We start from the raw sequence: 15,977 nt of genomic DNA, 5'->3' as shown, positions 1-15,977 counted from the left end.
AATTAATATGTCTTACCTATCATACCGCAAAAATCGTTATATTTTCTACCTGTGATATACTGATTTTAACTTAAAAATTAGAAAAGATGATTAAATTTGAACTTTATCGCAATGGACTTTGAAACAGCTAATCATTTACCCGAAAGTGCTTGTTCACTTGCGCTAGTTATGGTTAGAAATAATAAAATAATCGACCGTTTTTATACCGTAATTAATCCCCAGATGCCCTTTGACAAACAAAATATTAAAATTCACGGGATCACGGCTGAAGATGTGAAGAATGCCCCTACTATGGCAGAAGTATGGCCTAAAATAAAGAACCTATACCAACCAGGAATGTTAGTAGCTGCTCATAATTCAAGGTTTGACTGTAACGTTTTAAGAAAATCTCTGGGACGTTATAATATTCCTGAACCTCACTATTTATCTATTGACACATTAGCTACCAGTAGAAGCTTAGAAAAAAAACTACCAAATTATAAGTTAAATACTGTCTCCTATGCCCTTAATATTAATCTCTGGCACCACCATAATGCCCTTAGCGATAGCGAAGCTTGTGCAGAAATTCTAATTAGCCAAAATAGGCGATTCGGTGATGATCCCATAAAAAAGCTAGTTAAGCTGATTTAATCCAGCCTAACTAGCTTTTTATTATTCACTAAATTGTTCCGTTACTTCTTGCCACCAAGCTCGATTACGGTCCCCTTTAATAATCGGTTCAACAATACGTTTTGTTGAATCCCAAGAATCATCTATCCGTTTTAGTTGTAGTTCAAGATAGTCTTCAGGTAAAGAATCAATAATAAACTGAGGCCATTCAATTACTACAATTCCTGGTTGTGCTAAATAACTCGGTAAGTCAATACTTGATAAATCACCATCTTCTAATCGATACATATCCATATGATATAAAGGTAACTTACCTTCTTTATATTCCCGTACAATTGTAAAAGTAGGACTTTTCACAGGTCTTCTAATATCCAGAGCTCGAGCTAATCCTTTAGTCAAAGTAGTTTTTCCAGCACCTAAATCACCAGTTAAAAGTAATAAATCATGTGGATAAGCACTTTTAGCTAAAGTATACCCTAGTTTTTGCATTTCCTCATCAGAATTTATTTCTAGCTTTTTCGTCATAATTAATCCTTATCTGAATTTGCTTGTGCAGCTGTCAAAACAATTGTTAAATAAGCGTCCTCAACAGTACATCCCCTTGATAAATCATTAATGGGAGCAGCTAAGCCTTGAAGAACTGGACCAACTACTGTAAAATCACCTAATCTTTGTGCAATCTTATAGCCAATATTACCTGATTGTAATTCAGGAAAAATAAAGACATTAGCATGTCCAGCTACTTTAGAATTTGGAGCTTTTGCTTCTGCTACACTGGGAACAAAAGCCGCGTCAAATTGTAATTCACCATCGCAAGCAATTTCAGGATGATTTTTATTCATTAATTCAGTAGCCATCACAACTTTTTCAACCATAGGACCTTGAGCTGAACCTTTAGTAGAAAAGCTCAACATCGCTACCTTAGGATTAATTTTAACCATCTTGGCAGTTTGAGTTGACTGATAAGCAATTTCAGCCAACGTTTCACTATCAGGATCAATATTAATAGCACAATCAGCAAAAATATACTTTTCTTCACCACGCTCCATAATCATGGAACTCGAAACTCGGTGCATTCCCGGCTTAGTTTTAATAATTTGCAAAGCTGGACGCACAGTATCTGCAGTTGAATGAGCCGCTCCAGAAACCATCCCATCTGCTTTTCCATTATAAACAAGCATTGTACCGAAATAGGAAACATCTTTCAGCATCTCGCGTGCTTCTTCAATTGTGTTTTTGCCTTTACGTAATTCCACAAAATCTCTACACATTTCTTCAAAATCATCATAATCAAGAGGATCGATAATTTCAGCAGATCCTAAATCAATTTCTAATTTTTGTGCTTTATTAAGAATCTCGTCAACATTTCCAAGCAAAATAATATTTACAATACCTTGATCTAGTAACCGATTGGCAGCAATTAAAATTCTTTCATCGGTTCCTTCTGGCAAAACTATTGTTTTAGTTTCTTCTAGTGCCTTTTCTTTTAATAAGTCAAATACTTTCATAGATTAAACACCTTTCTTTTTATTTAATGCTTATATTTTACAGTCTTCAAAAAAATATTTGAAGTAATTACTTTCCACTATGCCATATCTTGTTCACTAACGTTACTTGGGAGTTGCCAATCTATTGGCGTTTCACCAAATTTTATCAAAGCATCATTACAACGAGAAAAAGGACGAGAACCAAAAAATCCACGATTGGCTGAAAATGGACTAGGATGGGCTGATTTAATAATGTAGTTTTTACTTTGATCAATTAATGGTATCTTATTTTGAGCAAATCTACCCCACAAAATAAAAACCACCTTACCCCGATCACTAAGTGCCTTAATTGCTGCATCTGTCACTTCTTCCCAACCTTTTCCCTGATGAGCATTAGCATGTCCATATGGTACGGTCAAGACACTATTAAGAAGTAAGACACCTTGGTCAGCCCAATATTTTAAATAACCGTGATCTACCGGAACTGCACCAACATCATCATATAGCTCTTTATAAATATTAACTAATGATGGAGGTAAACGTACTCCAGGATTTACACTGAAACTCATTCCGGTAGCTTGACCAGGATTATGGTATGGATCTTGACCCAAAATAACAACTTTAGTCTTAGAAAAAGGTGTTAATTTAAATGCTGTAAAAATATGATACATATCCGGATAAATTTGTTTACTACTGTATTCCTCTTTTAAAAAATTATGTAATCGGCGATAAGATTCACTTTCAAAAACTGGATCTAATATTTTATCCCAGTCGTTACCTATTAATTTTTTCATTTTTTGACCTTCTAATTCTCAGTTTTTAACAAACTCATGATACCATAATACTTAAAAGAATAATTTGGAGGATATTATGATCAAGTTAATCGCAAGTGATATGGATGGTACATTACTGAATGCACAAATGGAAATCCCACTAGAAAATATAGCAGCTATCAAATATGCCCAAATGAACGGCGTTGAATTTTTAGTAGCAACTGGACGAGCTCGCAAAGAATCTCAACAAATTTTAGAAAATGCTGGTTTACATACAGGTTATATTAATTTAAATGGTGCAATGGTCTTTGATACAAACGGTAAGTTAATGGTTAACGAGCCTATCGACAGAAAACGTGCTTTTCAAATAATGGATATTTTAAAAAAATCTAATTGTTATTTTGAAATAGTTTCTGCCAACGATATATATTCTGATTCTCGTATGCGTCGTATTGCAAATGTATCCGATTTATTAGTTGATCTAAATAAACACCTAACTTTAAAAAAGGCTGTTTCATTTGCAGGTGGTTCAGACGAAGTTGTAAGAATTTCTTTTGTAAAAAATTTTAAAAGTTTATTTGATGATCCAAATTTTGAAGTAATGAAATTTGTTGCTTTTAATCCGGCTGGACCAGCTGGTTTTCGTGAAATTCGTCATAAAATTGATAATCTAGGAAATTTAGTTACAACAGCAAGTTCTTCAAATAATTTAGAAATAAATAATATTAATGCGCAAAAAGGAATTGCTCTTCTTAATTATGCGAAAATGCGAGGAATTGATAAGAGTGAGGTTATGGCAATCGGCGATAACCTTAATGATGAATCAATGATTAAACTTGCTGGTGTTGGAGTGGCTATGGATAATGCTGTAAGTCAGATTAAAAATTTAGCTTCCTTTATCACAAAAAATAATAACGATGCCGGTGTAGCTTATGCAATTAGACATTTTATAAAGTAATAATAAGGAAACTCAATATGCGTTACTCGCTCTCTCTTTCACAAAATCAAGATAGAGGACAATCAGTTATTAAAGATGAAAATAATTATCCTTGTTATATTCTTAGAGGAAATTTAGGCGGTATTTCTAATACCATTATTCTTGATGACATTCATAATCAAGAAGTTGGCCGTCTTTATCTTGATTCTGCTCATTTAATTGCTACTTATTGTATTGACGTCATAAATCATTCAATAGTTAAAGTTAAAAAAATAAATAGTTCTATCGCTAATATTTTCTTTGTTACACGTCTGAATTATTGGATTAGTGGTTCAATTAAAAATGGACATTATAGCTTCTTTTCAGGTATAAAAAAAGTAGCTAGCGTAGAAACACTAGTTACTGATGGAGACTTTAAATTGCTTTACAACATTAAACACCCTAAAGATGTACCTTTTATCTTACTAGTTAGTATTCTTTTTACCCAACTTCATGTACCACCACTAAAATTGCCACATCTTGATTTATCAATGAATTATATCCCAATTATTAACTAAATTTTGGATATTTCTTTGCATAATTACTTAACAAGCTATCTAAATTGTACAATGACTTACTATTCTCTAAAAGAAAGAAGAATACATTAAGTTCCCCAATTAGTTCGTCAATATTCTCTTTACATCGATGCTGGACCCAAGTAAACAAAACACGATAAATATTGTTAGAAGCATGTTTAACTAATTCATAAGGGTAATCTCCGTATTTTTTGATTAAGTACTGCTTAAGAAAGTTTCTTAGCTCTTTAATGAAATAATTACAAATACATTGCTTGGATCTACTCAAACGATAAATATTACAAAAATAATATCTATCTCTTTTCATTTGAATAAGTAAGTATTTAAACTTTTTTTGTAAATTTTGTTCCTGATAACTATTCAAATGAATCCTTATTTCATGACTCATACAACATGCAAAAAATGTTGGTAATGAATTAAATTGACGATAAAATGTAGACTTAGTATAACCTGTTATTTGACAAACTTCTTTAACGGAATACTTCTCTACCATTGACAAGGATAAATTTTCATGAAGTGCTCTTCGCGCTAGATCAAATTTATTCTGCACAATTGTAATCCCTTTCGTTAAATTATATTTTAACAGATTATCAGAATCTTTATTATTTATCAAGAGGGGACAAAATAAAAAAGAGGATTTAAAAATCCTCTTTTTTTAACGTGTCCGATACTTTCTACGCAATTCTCTTTCTTGATCACGTTTTTTTATTGTTTCACGCTTATCATATTGCTTTTTACCTTGACCAACCCCAATTAATACTTTAGCAAAACCATGCTTTAAGTAAACTTTCAACGGAATTATTGTCATTCCTTGTTGTGATTGAATACCAGCCAAGCGATTAATTTCACGTTTATGAAGTAATAATTGACGTGGTCTTAGTGGATCATGATTATAACGATTACCTTCTTTATACTCGCTAATATGAACATTTTCCAAGACAGCATTACCATTTATTATCTGGACATAGCCATCCCGTAAATTAATTCTACGAGCACGAACAGATTTAATCTCAGTTCCAGTTAAAGCAATTCCTGCCTCAATTGTTTCCTTAATAAAATAATCATGACTTGCTTTTTTATTCTGAGCTATCAGATTATCTTGTTTTTCTTTCATGATATTTATTTTTTCTTAGACTTATTTGCATTTCTTCTAATGCTAAAGTTATTACTTCTTACATTAGCATCTTTACTATTTCTATTGCGAGAATGACTGCGGTGGAAATTACGTCTTCTTTGACCATTTTTCCCACGTTTATTGTCTCTCTTAGGTGCATTAGGATCGTAGATTTCAAAATCAATTTGATGTTGTTCTACGTCAGCTCTAATTAATTTAACCTTGATTGGCATACCAATCTTATATCTCTTATGAGAATTACGTCCTGTAAGAGTTAAAGATTTTTCGTCAAAATTATAGTAGTCATCATTTAATTTAGAGATATGAATTAAGCCTTCAACTGTATTAGGAAGTTGAATAAACATCCCAAAGCTAGTTACTGAAGATACAATTGCATCAAATACTTGTCCAACTTTGTCAGCCATAAATTCTGTCATCTTCAAATCATTTACACTACGTTCAGTATCAATTGACTTACGTTCTTGAGTTGAAGTTTGATCTGCAACTGACTGTAATTGTGAGCTGAAATGTTTCTGAATTTCATCGCCCATACCGTGATCTCCATATTCATGAATCATCCGGTGCACCATCAAATCAGAATAACGACGAATTGGTGAAGTAAAGTGTGTATAAAATTCAGCAGCCAAGCCAAAGTGTCCTAAAGGTTCTGGTGAATAATGTGCTTGCTTTAAGCTTCTTAACATCATCATTTGAACAACTGCTTCTTCTGGCGTATTTTCAGTTTTAGAAACAATCTTTTGCAAATCAATTGGTTTTACATGTGCAGGATCAGCTTTAACATTTAAACCAAATGCACTAACAAATTCAAAAAAGCTTTGCATTTTTTCTTCATCGGGTGTTTCATGAACACGATATAAGAAAGGAACATGTTTCTTAAAGTAATCTTCTGCTACTGTTTCATTAGCCATTAACATGAATGATTCAATCATTTTTTCTGCAGTTCCACGCTCATGGAGAACAATATCAGTTGGTTTACCTTGTTTATCAACAATAATTTTAGCTTCCGGTTCTTCAAAATCAATTGCACCACGTTGATGACGTTGTTTATATAAAGCACTATGAAGATGGGCCATTTCTTGAAGCATTGGTTTTAATTTACGATATTTTTCTTCTTGTGGATCTTTTTGATTATCATCCAAAGTTTGGTTCACTTTGTTATAAGTAAGACGACCATGGGACTTCATTACAGAAGGATAAATCTTATAACCTACTCTTCTACCATCTGGCGTAATTTCCATATCACAGGAGAGAACCAAACGTTCTACACCCTCATTTAAAGAACAAATACCGTTAGAAAGTCTGAACGGTAACATTGGAATTACACGATCAACTAAATAAGTACTATTACCACGCTGAAAGGCTTCTTTATCTAATGGAGATTTTTCTTTCACATAATGAGATACATCAGCGATGTGAACACCTAAGTGATAGTTTCCATTTGGTAACTTCCACAAAACAACAGCATCATCAAAGTCTTTAGAATCATCACCATCAATTGTAACTGCTGGTTGATCAGTAATATCTATTCTTTTAGCCTTATCTTCTTCAGTCACATGGTCTGGAATAGCATTAGCTTGTTCCATAGCATCTTCTGGCCAATCAGTTCGAATATCATTGTCAACCACAATTGACATGATATCAACACCAGGATCATTTTTATTACCAATAGTAAGAAGGGCAATACCTTCCATGTCATCTGGATTCTCTTCATTAGGATATCTCGTAATAGAGATCTTTATCATATCACCCATTTGAGGCTTGATACCCTTGTCAGAAATATTAATCTTATATTTCTTTAGCTTACGATTTTCACTAACTACATAACCACAGTATCCACTTTTAGCGACAGCTTCATCTGAATAAGGATGAAACTCTCCAACTAAGTCTTCTACTCCACGTTCAAGTATATCTTCTATGGCACCTTCAGGCCCCTTACCATTCCATGGATTTGCTCCAGCAATGATTCTAACCTTTACTCGATCACCATCAATTGCAAACTTCGTATTATGCTTATCAATAAAAACATCATCAACAGCTTCATCATCCAAACGAACAAAACCGAAGCCTTTATCATTAGCTTTAAATACACCTTCTACTTCGCTATTTACCTGATTTAATTGATACTTCCCATGACCATCAGTAACTATTTTTTTTGCATTTTCTAAAAATGTCAAAGCCTTTACCAAATCTGAGAAGGGGTAGCGCTGACTACGACTCATAGCTTTTTCAAGTTCATCTACATCATATTGAGTTTGGGGATTATGACGAAAAATTTCATATACTCCAGCCAATACTGGTTCATTTTGTGCCATTATAAAACCTCGTTTCTTTATTACTTTTTAGGCGATAAAAAAGCCTCTCATTTGAGAGGCTTCTTTCTCTTACTTAGATGAAAGTACTGCCAAAATAATGGCTAATAGGAAAAAGATCACTAATAATACGGCGGTAATCTTCTCCATTAGTGCCTCAAAGCCCCGTTTCTTTGTCTGGCCGCTGAATACAGCACCACCAGATAAGGCATTTAAAGCATCTTGTTGTTTTTGCGGCTGCATCAATGTAGCTATAATAATTAGAAAGCTTACAATAATGAGCAGCGTCATGACTAAGTTATACAAAGTGCTGCCTCCATTTGCCTAAAAATTAATCACTGTACAAATTCTAACATAAATCTTATACAATTGCTAAACAAAAAAGGTCTCTCTTACGAGAGACCTTTAAACTTCAAGTAATTAATTAAAATTGCTTGTGTAAGTTGTAGAAGCTGTGGATACCCTTGTATTGAGCAGTTGAACCTAAAGCTTCTTCAATACGCATTAATTGGTTGTACTTAGCAATTCTATCAGTTCTTGACATAGAACCAGTCTTAATTTGACCAGCGTTAGTTGCAACAACCAAATCAGCAATAGTAGTATCTTCAGTTTCACCTGAACGGTGAGAAACAACAGCAGTATAGCTAGCTTCTTTAGCCATTTCAATAGCTTCAAAAGTTTCAGTCAAAGTACCAATTTGGTTTACCTTGATTAAGATAGAGTTAGCTACACCCTTTTGGATACCCTTCTTCAAGTAATCAGTGTTAGTTACGAATAAATCGTCACCAACAATTTGAATCTTCTTACCTAAACGTTCAGTGAAAGTCTTCCAACCTTCCCAGTCATTTTCATCCAATGGATCTTCAACTGAGATTACTGGGTACTTATCAACTAAATCTTCAATTAATGAAGTCCATTCTTCAGCAGTATATTCACGACCATCAGCAACAGTCACATACTTCTTAGTTTCCTTATTGTAGAATTCAGAAGCAGCACAGTCAAAGGCAATAGCGATATCTTCACCTGGCTTGTAACCTGCACGTTGAATAGCTTCAACTAAAATTTCAAATGGTTCTTCATTGTTCTTCAAGTTAGGTGCAAAACCACCTTCATCACCAACACCAGTGAATTCACCACGTTCTCTTAAAATGCTCTTCAAAGCGTGAAAAGTTTCTGCACCCATACGAACAGCTTCATGGAGAGACTTAGCACCAACTGGCATAATCATAAATTCTTGAATATCAACGTTGTTATCTGCGTGTTTACCACCATTGATAACATTCATCATTGGAGTAGGTAAAACGTGAGCATTAGGTCCACCTAAGTATTCATATAAAGGCAATCCTAATTCATCAGCTGCTGCACGTGCACTAGCTAATGAAACAGATAAAATTGCGTTAGCACCTAGACGACCTTTATTTGGAGTACCATCTAAATCAATCATAGTTTGGTCAATTAAACGTTGATCAGTTACATCTAAGCCAATAACAGCTTTAGCAATTTCACCGTTAACATTTTCAACAGCGGTTAAAACACCAGTACCATTGAAACGTGAATTATCGCCGTCACGTAATTCAACAGCTTCATGTTCACCAGTAGATGCACCAGATGGTACAATAGCACGACCAAAGCCACCTAATTCAGTGTAAACTTCAGCTTCAATAGTTGGGTTACCACGAGAGTCAAGGACTTCACGTGCGTGAATATCAGTAATAACAGACATGGAAATTCTCCTTTTTTTATACTTCCGTTTAAATAAATTGTTAACTAAATTAATCTTGGTAGTTTACCAAAGCTAAGTAAGATTCAGGATCAAGTGAAGCACCACCGACTAAACCACCGTCGATATCAGGCTTGGACATTAATTCCTTAACGTTAGCTGGCTTTACAGAACCACCGTATTGAATACGAACATTTTCTGCAGTTTCTTCGTTGTAAATGTCTTTTACAGTTTCACGAATAGTCTTGCACATTTCTTCAGCTTGGTCTGATGAAGCAGTCTTACCAGTACCAATTGCCCAAATTGGTTCATAAGCAATAACAAGTTTTGAAACTTGTTCTGCAGTTAAACCATCCAAAGCAGCCTTGATTTGAGCAACAACCCATTCATCTTGTTTGTCAGCTTCACGAGTTTCAAGTGATTCACCACAGCAAATGATTGGAGTTACACCGTTTTCAAAAAGAGCCTTAGCCTTTTTGTTGATATCTTCATCAGTTTCGTGGAAGTATTCTCTTCTTTCTGAGTGACCAATGATACAGTAGTTAACACCCATTTCACTTAAAACTTTAGGAGAAGTTTCACCAGTAAAAGCACCTTCTACTTCAAAATAAGCATTTTCAGCACTAGTGTGTAAGTTGCTACCTTTAGCAGCTTCAACTAAAGAGTAAAGGTCAACTGCAGGAGCAGCAATAACTGATTCAACTTTACTTGGATCTGGTAATTGATCCTTAACTGCATTAACAAACTCAGTGGTTTGTTCTGGATTCATATGTAACTTCCAGTTACCAGCAATAATTGGTGTACGCATTAAAATAGTCCTTCCTATTAATTAGTTGTCAGAAACGCAAGCGATACCTGGTAATTCCTTACCTTCAAGGTAGTTAAGTGAAGCACCACCACCAGTAGAAATGTGGCTAATCTTTGGTGCAATACCTAATTGCTTAGCTGCAGCAGTTGAGTCACCACCACCAATGATAGTAACAGCATCCTTCAAGTCAGCTAATGCACGACCAACTTCTAAAGTACCTTCTGCGTAGTTAGGCATTTCGAAAGCACCCATTGGTCCATTCCATACAACAGTCTTAGCATCCTTTAAGATTTCTCTGAACTTTTCAACAGTCTTAGGACCAATATCCAAGCCCATTTCGTTATCAGGAATGTCATCACCAACAACTTCGTGAGGAGCATCATTTGAGAATTCAGTTGCAGCAACGTTATCTACAGGCAATACAATCTTATCGCCAGCTTTTTCAAGTAAGCTCTTAGCAAGATCAAGTTTATCTTCTTCAAACAATGACTTACCAATACTATGACCTTGTGCAGCTAAGAAGGTGTAGGCCATACCACCACCGATTAAGATGTGATCTGACTTAGGAATCAAGTTTTCAATAACACCGATCTTATCAGAAACCTTAGCACCACCCAAGATAGTTACGAAGGGGTGTACAGGGTTTTCAACAGCGTCACCTAAGAACTTAATTTCTTTTTGTAATAAGTAACCAGCAGCTGCAGGTTTGCCATCATTCTTCATAGCAGTAGCAATACCAACGTTTGATGCGTGGCTTCTATGAGCAGTACCAAATGCATCGTTTACGAAGATATCGCCCAAGCTTGCCCAGTATTCACCAAGCTTAGGATCATTACCTGATTCACGCTTGCCAAAGTCATTGTCAATATCTTGGAAACGAGTGTTTTCAAGAACAACAACTTGACCATCTTGCATGTTATCAATAGCTTCTTCAACTTCTTTACCTTCATTAGAAGGAACAAAAGTTACAGGCTTATCAAGCAATTCACTTAAACGTTCAGCAACTGGACGTAAGCTTAATTCTTTCTTATCAGCGTCGCTCTTAATACGGCCTAAGTGGCTGAGTAAGATAGCTTTACCACCATGTTCAATGATGTATTTAATGGTTGGTAATGCAGCAACGATACGGTTGTCATCACCAATAACACCGTTCTTAATTGGAACGTTAAAATCAACACGAACTAAAACTTTTTTACCTTTAAGATCCTTAAGATCTTCAATACCTAATTTAGACATATGATTATGTACCTCTACAATCAAATCTTTAAAAAAAGGCGGAAGGAGAATCTCCCTCCGCCTTCATTACTACAAAATTAAATCAAACTAATGATTAAAGAGTAGCAAATTTCAACAAAGTACGAACCATTTGGCAAGTGAATGAGTATTCATTGTCGTACCAAGCAACAGTCTTAACTAATTGCTTGTCACCTGCAGTAGTTACCATAGTTTGAGTTGGGTCAAAGATTGAACCAGCAGTCATACCTAAGATATCGCTTGAAACAAGGTCGTTATCGTTGTAAGCGAATGAAGGACTTTCGTACTTCTTCATAGCTGCGTTAACTTCATCAGCAGTTACGCTCTTACCTAAGATAGATACTAATTCAGTTACAGAACCATCTGGAACAGGAACACGTTGTGCGTGACCATTCAACTTACCGTTCAATTCTGGGATTACAAGACCAATAGCCTTAGCAGCACCAGTTGAGTGAGGAATAATGTTGATAGCAGCAGCACGTGCTGAACGGAAGTTACCACCACGTACAGGACCATCCAAAAGCATTTGAGTTGAAGTGTATGCGTGGATAGTAGTCATAGTACCAACTTCGATACCAAATTCCTTTTGTAAAGCATTAACCATTGGAGCTAATGAGTTAGTAGTACATGAACCAGCTGAAACAATCTTGTCATCAGCAGTTAAAGTATCATCGTTTACACCGTAAACGATAGTCTTAAGATCGCTACCTGCAGGAGCAGAAATTAAAACTCTCTTTGCACCAGCTTGAAGGTGAGCTTCTGACTTAGCCTTGCTAGTGTAGAAACCAGTACATTCAAGAACGAAGTCAACACCGTCGTTCTTAACCCATGGAATGTTTTGTGCTTGTGGTTCAGCGTAAACACGGTATTCCTTACCATCAACAACGATTGCGTCGTCAGTAGCAGAAACTTCGTGGTCAAAAGTACCATGAGTTGAGTCGTACTTAAGTAAGTGAGCTAAAAGTGCTGGAGTAGTCAAGTCGTTAATTGCAACAACTTCGATATCTGAAGACTTTTCGCCTAAGTCCATAATACGACGGAATGCTAAACGTCCGATACGGCCGAAACCGTTAATACCAATTTTAACTGTCATATTGGTTTTTCCTCCTTAGGAAATATGTAGTAACAATTTATTTTAAACGGGAATTACTTCCCCTTTAAAACCTTATTTGAGACTCCTTCATCCGTGATTAACCACGTTTGTTTTGGAGCATGATGCATGTAAGCTTGAATCGCGCTGGCTTTACTTGACCCAGCTGCAATTGCAAATACATGAGGTATTTTATCTAAATCCTCTAGTTGTAACCCAATTCGAGGAATTCTATCAATTACTCTACCTTGTTGGTCGAAGAAATACCCGAAACATTCGGCCACAGCACCCTTTTCACGAATCTTTGAACGCATAATCAAATCAAGATTACGTCTTTTTACCATTTCATCGGCACGTCCAATTCCATGAATGACTGCATTACTATTATAAATGTTTGAAATCGCATTCGCAATATTTGTATCCTGAATTAATATTTTTAATGCTTCTGAAGAAACATTCTCAGGTAAATACAAGCCTTTATGCTGACCATCTGTTCGAGATGCCATCATTTGTGCTACTGTATTACTTTGCCATTCCACACTTTCTCCTACCGCACCTCTTCCAGGAACAAATAGAAGTTCCCGGTAACGATGCAACTTGGATGATAAATGTCTAGCAACGCCTGCTACGGTAGAGCCGCCTAGGACAGTAATGATATTATTACCCAGCGGCAATAGTAAATCCAGAGCTGAATTTAACTCTTCACTTACTAAATCAATTACTCGTTCTTGACGATCTAAATCTCCCGGAACAACTATAGCCCGTTCAATTCCTAACTTTTGCGCTAGTTTTATTTCTTGCTGACTGGCATTAAATAACCTATCAATCAAAGGAGCCGCTTCTTTTAAGGTCCGCTTCCCCTTCTCAGTTAAAATCATACCATAACTTTTAACTTCAATTAGACCAAGTTGCTTTAAATAATCAGTTTCAGTTCGAATATTGCGTTCACTTAATCCTAATTTTTTAGCAACAACTCTTCGCCCAACTGGAGCTAACAGCGAAATCTGTTCAAGAACAAGAAAACGTTGTCGAATTATTTTTAAAATATCAGGAACTAAGCTTTGTAGCAAGGTTAAATCCGAGTCCATGAGCTTGCTCCCTCCACGGGTCACTATTTGTCCCTAGGTGTGACGCATAACGACCCAAAAAAGCTAAAAATATTAGAGAAACGTAGAATTAGATTAAATTCACATTTCTCCTTCGACAACTCATAGTATAGCAATATCATTTTTATAATTCAAGACTTTCACTCAGCTTTCTAAAATTATAATATCTTTGTACTTTTGTAATAATTTGATATAATCAATATAGTACGGCTCCTTAGTGTAATGGATAGCACGTAAGATTCCGGTTCTTAAAATCTGAGTTCGACTCTCAGGGGAGTCATAAGTTAATAGAAAAAGCGCCTATACCTCGCAATTGAAGTATATGCGCTTTTTTATTATTTAGCTTGAATTGTTAACGCTTGAGTAGAATATTCCTTACCATCACCAACAATAATCTTAATACTTTGTTTTTTAGTAGTTGTCTTTATATTAAGAGAAAATTTTCCATCTTTACCGACAACTGCTTTACTTAAAACTGAGTTCTTAGAATTTACCGCCTTTACTACTGTAGAACCCTCTGCACCTTTATCAGGCACAGTTCCTGAAATAATTGCACTAGTTTTCTTTTTGTTATAAGAAACTTTATTCAATTTAAACTTTTTAGCTTTTACTGTACTAGCATATTTAGCATCAAGAAGAATATCTGTACTAATATAGTTCTTAGCACATAAATTTACATTTTGAGATTTATTTTTCAAAGTAATATTAACTTTAAATTTTCCGTCTTTAGCCGCTCTAAACGTTTTAATAACTTTTCCAGTACCACTATCTTGCACGCTTAGCTGAGTATTTTTACCAGCCTTACCCGAAATAGTTGCAGTAGTTTTTACTTTATTATATGAAACACTATTTAATGAAAAAGTCTTTTTAGCTGCCTTTTTTATTACAAGATCAGCTGATGATAATAGATTAAGTTTATTTTTTAACTGTAAAATCCTTTTGACTGATGCATTAATTTGTTTTTGTGAAATTTGACCTTTTTTTACAGCTTTTACAATTGCAGGTATTCCTTTAACATAATCAGCACTCATAATCATATCATTTCCCGCTTTTACTGCTAAAACATCCGCACTAGTGTTACCTTGTTGTTTTGCGAAATTTTCAATTGCACCCATTTCTAACGCATCAGTCACAATAACACCATTAAATTTGTAATTATTACGCAGTAATTTATTGATTTTCTTAGAAAGCGAAGCTGGATATTTTGAATCCAAATTATCATAAATAACATGGGTAACCATAACACTATCTACACCAGCTTCTATACCTGCTTTAAATGGTAAGATATCCTCATTTAAAAGTTTACTTTTAGCTTTTGTATTATGTGCAAATCCTGTATGCGTATCAGCAGCATCCCCATAGCCTGGAAAATGCTTAAGCGTTGCTGCAACCAAATTATCATGCTGCCAAGCAGGCACCACAGTACTAATATAATCAGCCGTTGCCTCATAACTCTTTTTACCTAACACACCACCGAAACCACGTTGATAAATAAAACTTGTTGAGTTATCACTATAATCGGCATCCGGAGCATAATTCCAATTAATACCTAATCCACGTAATAAACTTGCTGTTTCTGCCGCATACGTAGCAACTGCATCTAAGCCAGTACCTTCTTCTTTCTTTTCAGCATTTTGATATTGCTGACGCGGAAAACTAAACTGATCACCATTTTGAGCAACAAATCCTGTATGGGTCAAACGAGATACCAACCCACCTTCTTGATCAATTCCTACTAATAATGGAACTCGAGCAGCTTTTTGATAAGTATCCATCTTCGCTTTAAATTGATCCTGAGTATAACCTTTTAAGTCTTCATCGTATATAATATAGCCACCTAAATTATATTTGTATGCATCATGTTCAGCTTCTCCCAACTTCTGTGGGGTGCGTGCGATATACATCTGACCAATTTTTTGCTCTAAGCTTGCCTTTTTTATATAATCATCAATTTGACTATCTGTAACTTGACTAGTAGCAGCTTGAATCTTTTTAGAAAGTAAGCCCCCAAAACATCCAACAATCGTTATTCCAGCAACTGCTGATATTATAAACTTTTTTAATTTATTCATATTTCCCTCAATAAATATATAAATTACTTTTTGATATAATAACAATATTGAAGAATAAAGCTTTTGTAAACAGCTGAAATAAAACCTTAATATTATAAATAA

The 15,977-nt window shown here is 35.0% G+C and carries 15 protein-coding genes; 3 read left to right on the top strand and 12 right to left on the bottom strand.

Translation table 11 applies throughout. The annotated features are described in order from the left end of the window. The first annotated feature begins 96 nt into the window (after positions 1-96). Positions 97-630, top strand: coding sequence for a 3'-5' exonuclease (locus HDR40_RS07475; protein WP_290627965.1), 534 nt, complete (start codon positions 97-99; stop codon positions 628-630). A 21-nt stretch (positions 631-651) separates the two neighbouring features. Here HDR40_RS07475 and tsaE read toward each other — a convergent pair whose 3' ends face one another. From tsaE to HDR40_RS07460, 3 genes are all read right to left on the bottom strand, one after another. Next, positions 652-1,134 (bottom strand): tRNA (adenosine(37)-N6)-threonylcarbamoyltransferase complex ATPase subunit type 1 TsaE, encoded by a 483-nt coding sequence (gene tsaE, locus HDR40_RS07470; protein ID WP_290627964.1) that lies wholly within the window; start codon positions 1,132-1,134, stop codon positions 652-654. A gap of 2 nt (positions 1,135-1,136) precedes the next feature. Beyond that, the gene (gene pta, locus HDR40_RS07465; RefSeq protein ID WP_290627963.1) at positions 1,137-2,117 is read right to left on the bottom strand and encodes a phosphate acetyltransferase; all 981 of its coding nucleotides are present in this window, start codon (positions 2,115-2,117) and stop codon (positions 1,137-1,139) included. 77 nt (positions 2,118-2,194) lie between these two features. Continuing rightward, positions 2,195-2,890, bottom strand: a complete 696-nt coding sequence (locus HDR40_RS07460; RefSeq protein ID WP_290627962.1) for a uracil-DNA glycosylase — start codon at positions 2,888-2,890, stop codon at positions 2,195-2,197. Positions 2,891-2,966: 76 nt separating this feature from the next. Between HDR40_RS07460 and HDR40_RS07455 the strand changes: the two genes are divergently transcribed. Together HDR40_RS07455 and HDR40_RS07450 are read left to right on the top strand one after the other, a co-directional pair. Then, entirely contained in the window at positions 2,967-3,827 is an 861-nt protein-coding gene (locus tag HDR40_RS07455; RefSeq protein ID WP_290627961.1) for a Cof-type HAD-IIB family hydrolase, read from the top strand. Between the two features lie 17 nt (positions 3,828-3,844). Continuing rightward, positions 3,845-4,363 (top strand): hypothetical protein, encoded by a 519-nt coding sequence (locus tag HDR40_RS07450; protein ID WP_290627960.1) that lies wholly within the window; start codon positions 3,845-3,847, stop codon positions 4,361-4,363. 673 nt (positions 4,364-5,036) lie between these two features. Here HDR40_RS07450 and smpB read toward each other — a convergent pair. From smpB to HDR40_RS07405, 9 genes are all read right to left on the bottom strand, one after another. Beyond that, complete coding sequence (gene smpB / locus HDR40_RS07445; protein WP_290627959.1) at positions 5,037-5,495, bottom strand: SsrA-binding protein SmpB; 459 nt, start codon at positions 5,493-5,495, stop codon at positions 5,037-5,039. A gap of 5 nt (positions 5,496-5,500) precedes the next feature. Next, positions 5,501-7,828 carry a ribonuclease R gene (gene rnr, locus HDR40_RS07440; protein WP_290627958.1) on the bottom strand — a complete coding sequence of 776 codons (2,328 nt, stop codon included), beginning with the start codon at positions 7,826-7,828 and terminating at the stop codon, positions 5,501-5,503. A 69-nt stretch (positions 7,829-7,897) separates the two neighbouring features. Continuing rightward, the gene (secG, locus tag HDR40_RS07435; RefSeq protein WP_290627957.1) at positions 7,898-8,131 is read right to left on the bottom strand and encodes a preprotein translocase subunit SecG; all 234 of its coding nucleotides are present in this window, start codon (positions 8,129-8,131) and stop codon (positions 7,898-7,900) included. A 118-nt stretch (positions 8,132-8,249) separates the two neighbouring features. Beyond that, positions 8,250-9,548 carry a phosphopyruvate hydratase gene (gene eno / locus HDR40_RS07430; protein WP_290627956.1) on the bottom strand — a complete coding sequence of 433 codons (1,299 nt, stop codon included), beginning with the start codon at positions 9,546-9,548 and terminating at the stop codon, positions 8,250-8,252. A gap of 49 nt (positions 9,549-9,597) precedes the next feature. Then, positions 9,598-10,353 carry a triose-phosphate isomerase gene (gene tpiA / locus HDR40_RS07425; protein ID WP_290627955.1) on the bottom strand — a complete coding sequence of 252 codons (756 nt, stop codon included), beginning with the start codon at positions 10,351-10,353 and terminating at the stop codon, positions 9,598-9,600. Between the two features lie 21 nt (positions 10,354-10,374). Beyond that, entirely contained in the window at positions 10,375-11,589 is a 1,215-nt protein-coding gene (locus tag HDR40_RS07420; RefSeq protein WP_290627954.1) for a phosphoglycerate kinase, read from the bottom strand. A gap of 94 nt (positions 11,590-11,683) precedes the next feature. Continuing rightward, on the bottom strand, positions 11,684-12,700 hold the full coding sequence (gene gap / locus HDR40_RS07415) for a type I glyceraldehyde-3-phosphate dehydrogenase (protein ID WP_290627953.1): 1,017 nt from the start codon (positions 12,698-12,700) through the stop codon (positions 11,684-11,686). Between the two features lie 53 nt (positions 12,701-12,753). Continuing rightward, the gene (locus HDR40_RS07410) at positions 12,754-13,785 is read right to left on the bottom strand and encodes a sugar-binding domain-containing protein (protein WP_290627951.1); all 1,032 of its coding nucleotides are present in this window, start codon (positions 13,783-13,785) and stop codon (positions 12,754-12,756) included. Between the two features lie 353 nt (positions 13,786-14,138). Further along, positions 14,139-15,875: a glycoside hydrolase family 3 N-terminal domain-containing protein gene (locus HDR40_RS07405; RefSeq protein WP_290627950.1), complete on the bottom strand. Its 1,737-nt coding sequence runs from the start codon at positions 15,873-15,875 to the stop codon at positions 14,139-14,141. Between the last annotated feature and the right edge of the window lie 102 nt (positions 15,876-15,977).

This window comes from Lactobacillus sp., assembly GCF_014803895.1.
The sequence above is the reverse complement of the archived record's forward strand: the minus strand, read 5'-3'. Positions and strand labels throughout refer to the sequence as shown.

Coding starts and splice junctions, on each gene's coding strand:
- tsaE (WP_290627964.1), bottom strand. CDS start 1,134: ATGACGAAAAAGCTAGAAATAAATTCTGATGAGGAAATGCAAAAACTA.
- pta (WP_290627963.1), bottom strand. CDS start 2,117: ATGAAAGTATTTGACTTATTAAAAGAAAAGGCACTAGAAGAAACTAAA.
- HDR40_RS07460 (WP_290627962.1), bottom strand. CDS start 2,890: ATGAAAAAATTAATAGGTAACGACTGGGATAAAATATTAGATCCAGTT.
- HDR40_RS07455 (WP_290627961.1), top strand. CDS start 2,967: ATGATCAAGTTAATCGCAAGTGATATGGATGGTACATTACTGAATGCA.
- HDR40_RS07450 (WP_290627960.1), top strand. CDS start 3,845: ATGCGTTACTCGCTCTCTCTTTCACAAAATCAAGATAGAGGACAATCA.
- smpB (WP_290627959.1), bottom strand. CDS start 5,495: ATGAAAGAAAAACAAGATAATCTGATAGCTCAGAATAAAAAAGCAAGT.
- rnr (WP_290627958.1), bottom strand. CDS start 7,828: ATGGCACAAAATGAACCAGTATTGGCTGGAGTATATGAAATTTTTCGT.
- eno (WP_290627956.1), bottom strand. CDS start 9,548: ATGTCTGTTATTACTGATATTCACGCACGTGAAGTCCTTGACTCTCGT.
- tpiA (WP_290627955.1), bottom strand. CDS start 10,353: ATGCGTACACCAATTATTGCTGGTAACTGGAAGTTACATATGAATCCA.
- HDR40_RS07420 (WP_290627954.1), bottom strand. CDS start 11,589: ATGTCTAAATTAGGTATTGAAGATCTTAAGGATCTTAAAGGTAAAAAA.
- gap (WP_290627953.1), bottom strand. CDS start 12,700: ATGACAGTTAAAATTGGTATTAACGGTTTCGGCCGTATCGGACGTTTA.
- HDR40_RS07410 (WP_290627951.1), bottom strand. CDS start 13,785: ATGGACTCGGATTTAACCTTGCTACAAAGCTTAGTTCCTGATATTTTA.
- HDR40_RS07405 (WP_290627950.1), bottom strand. CDS start 15,875: ATGAATAAATTAAAAAAGTTTATAATATCAGCAGTTGCTGGAATAACG.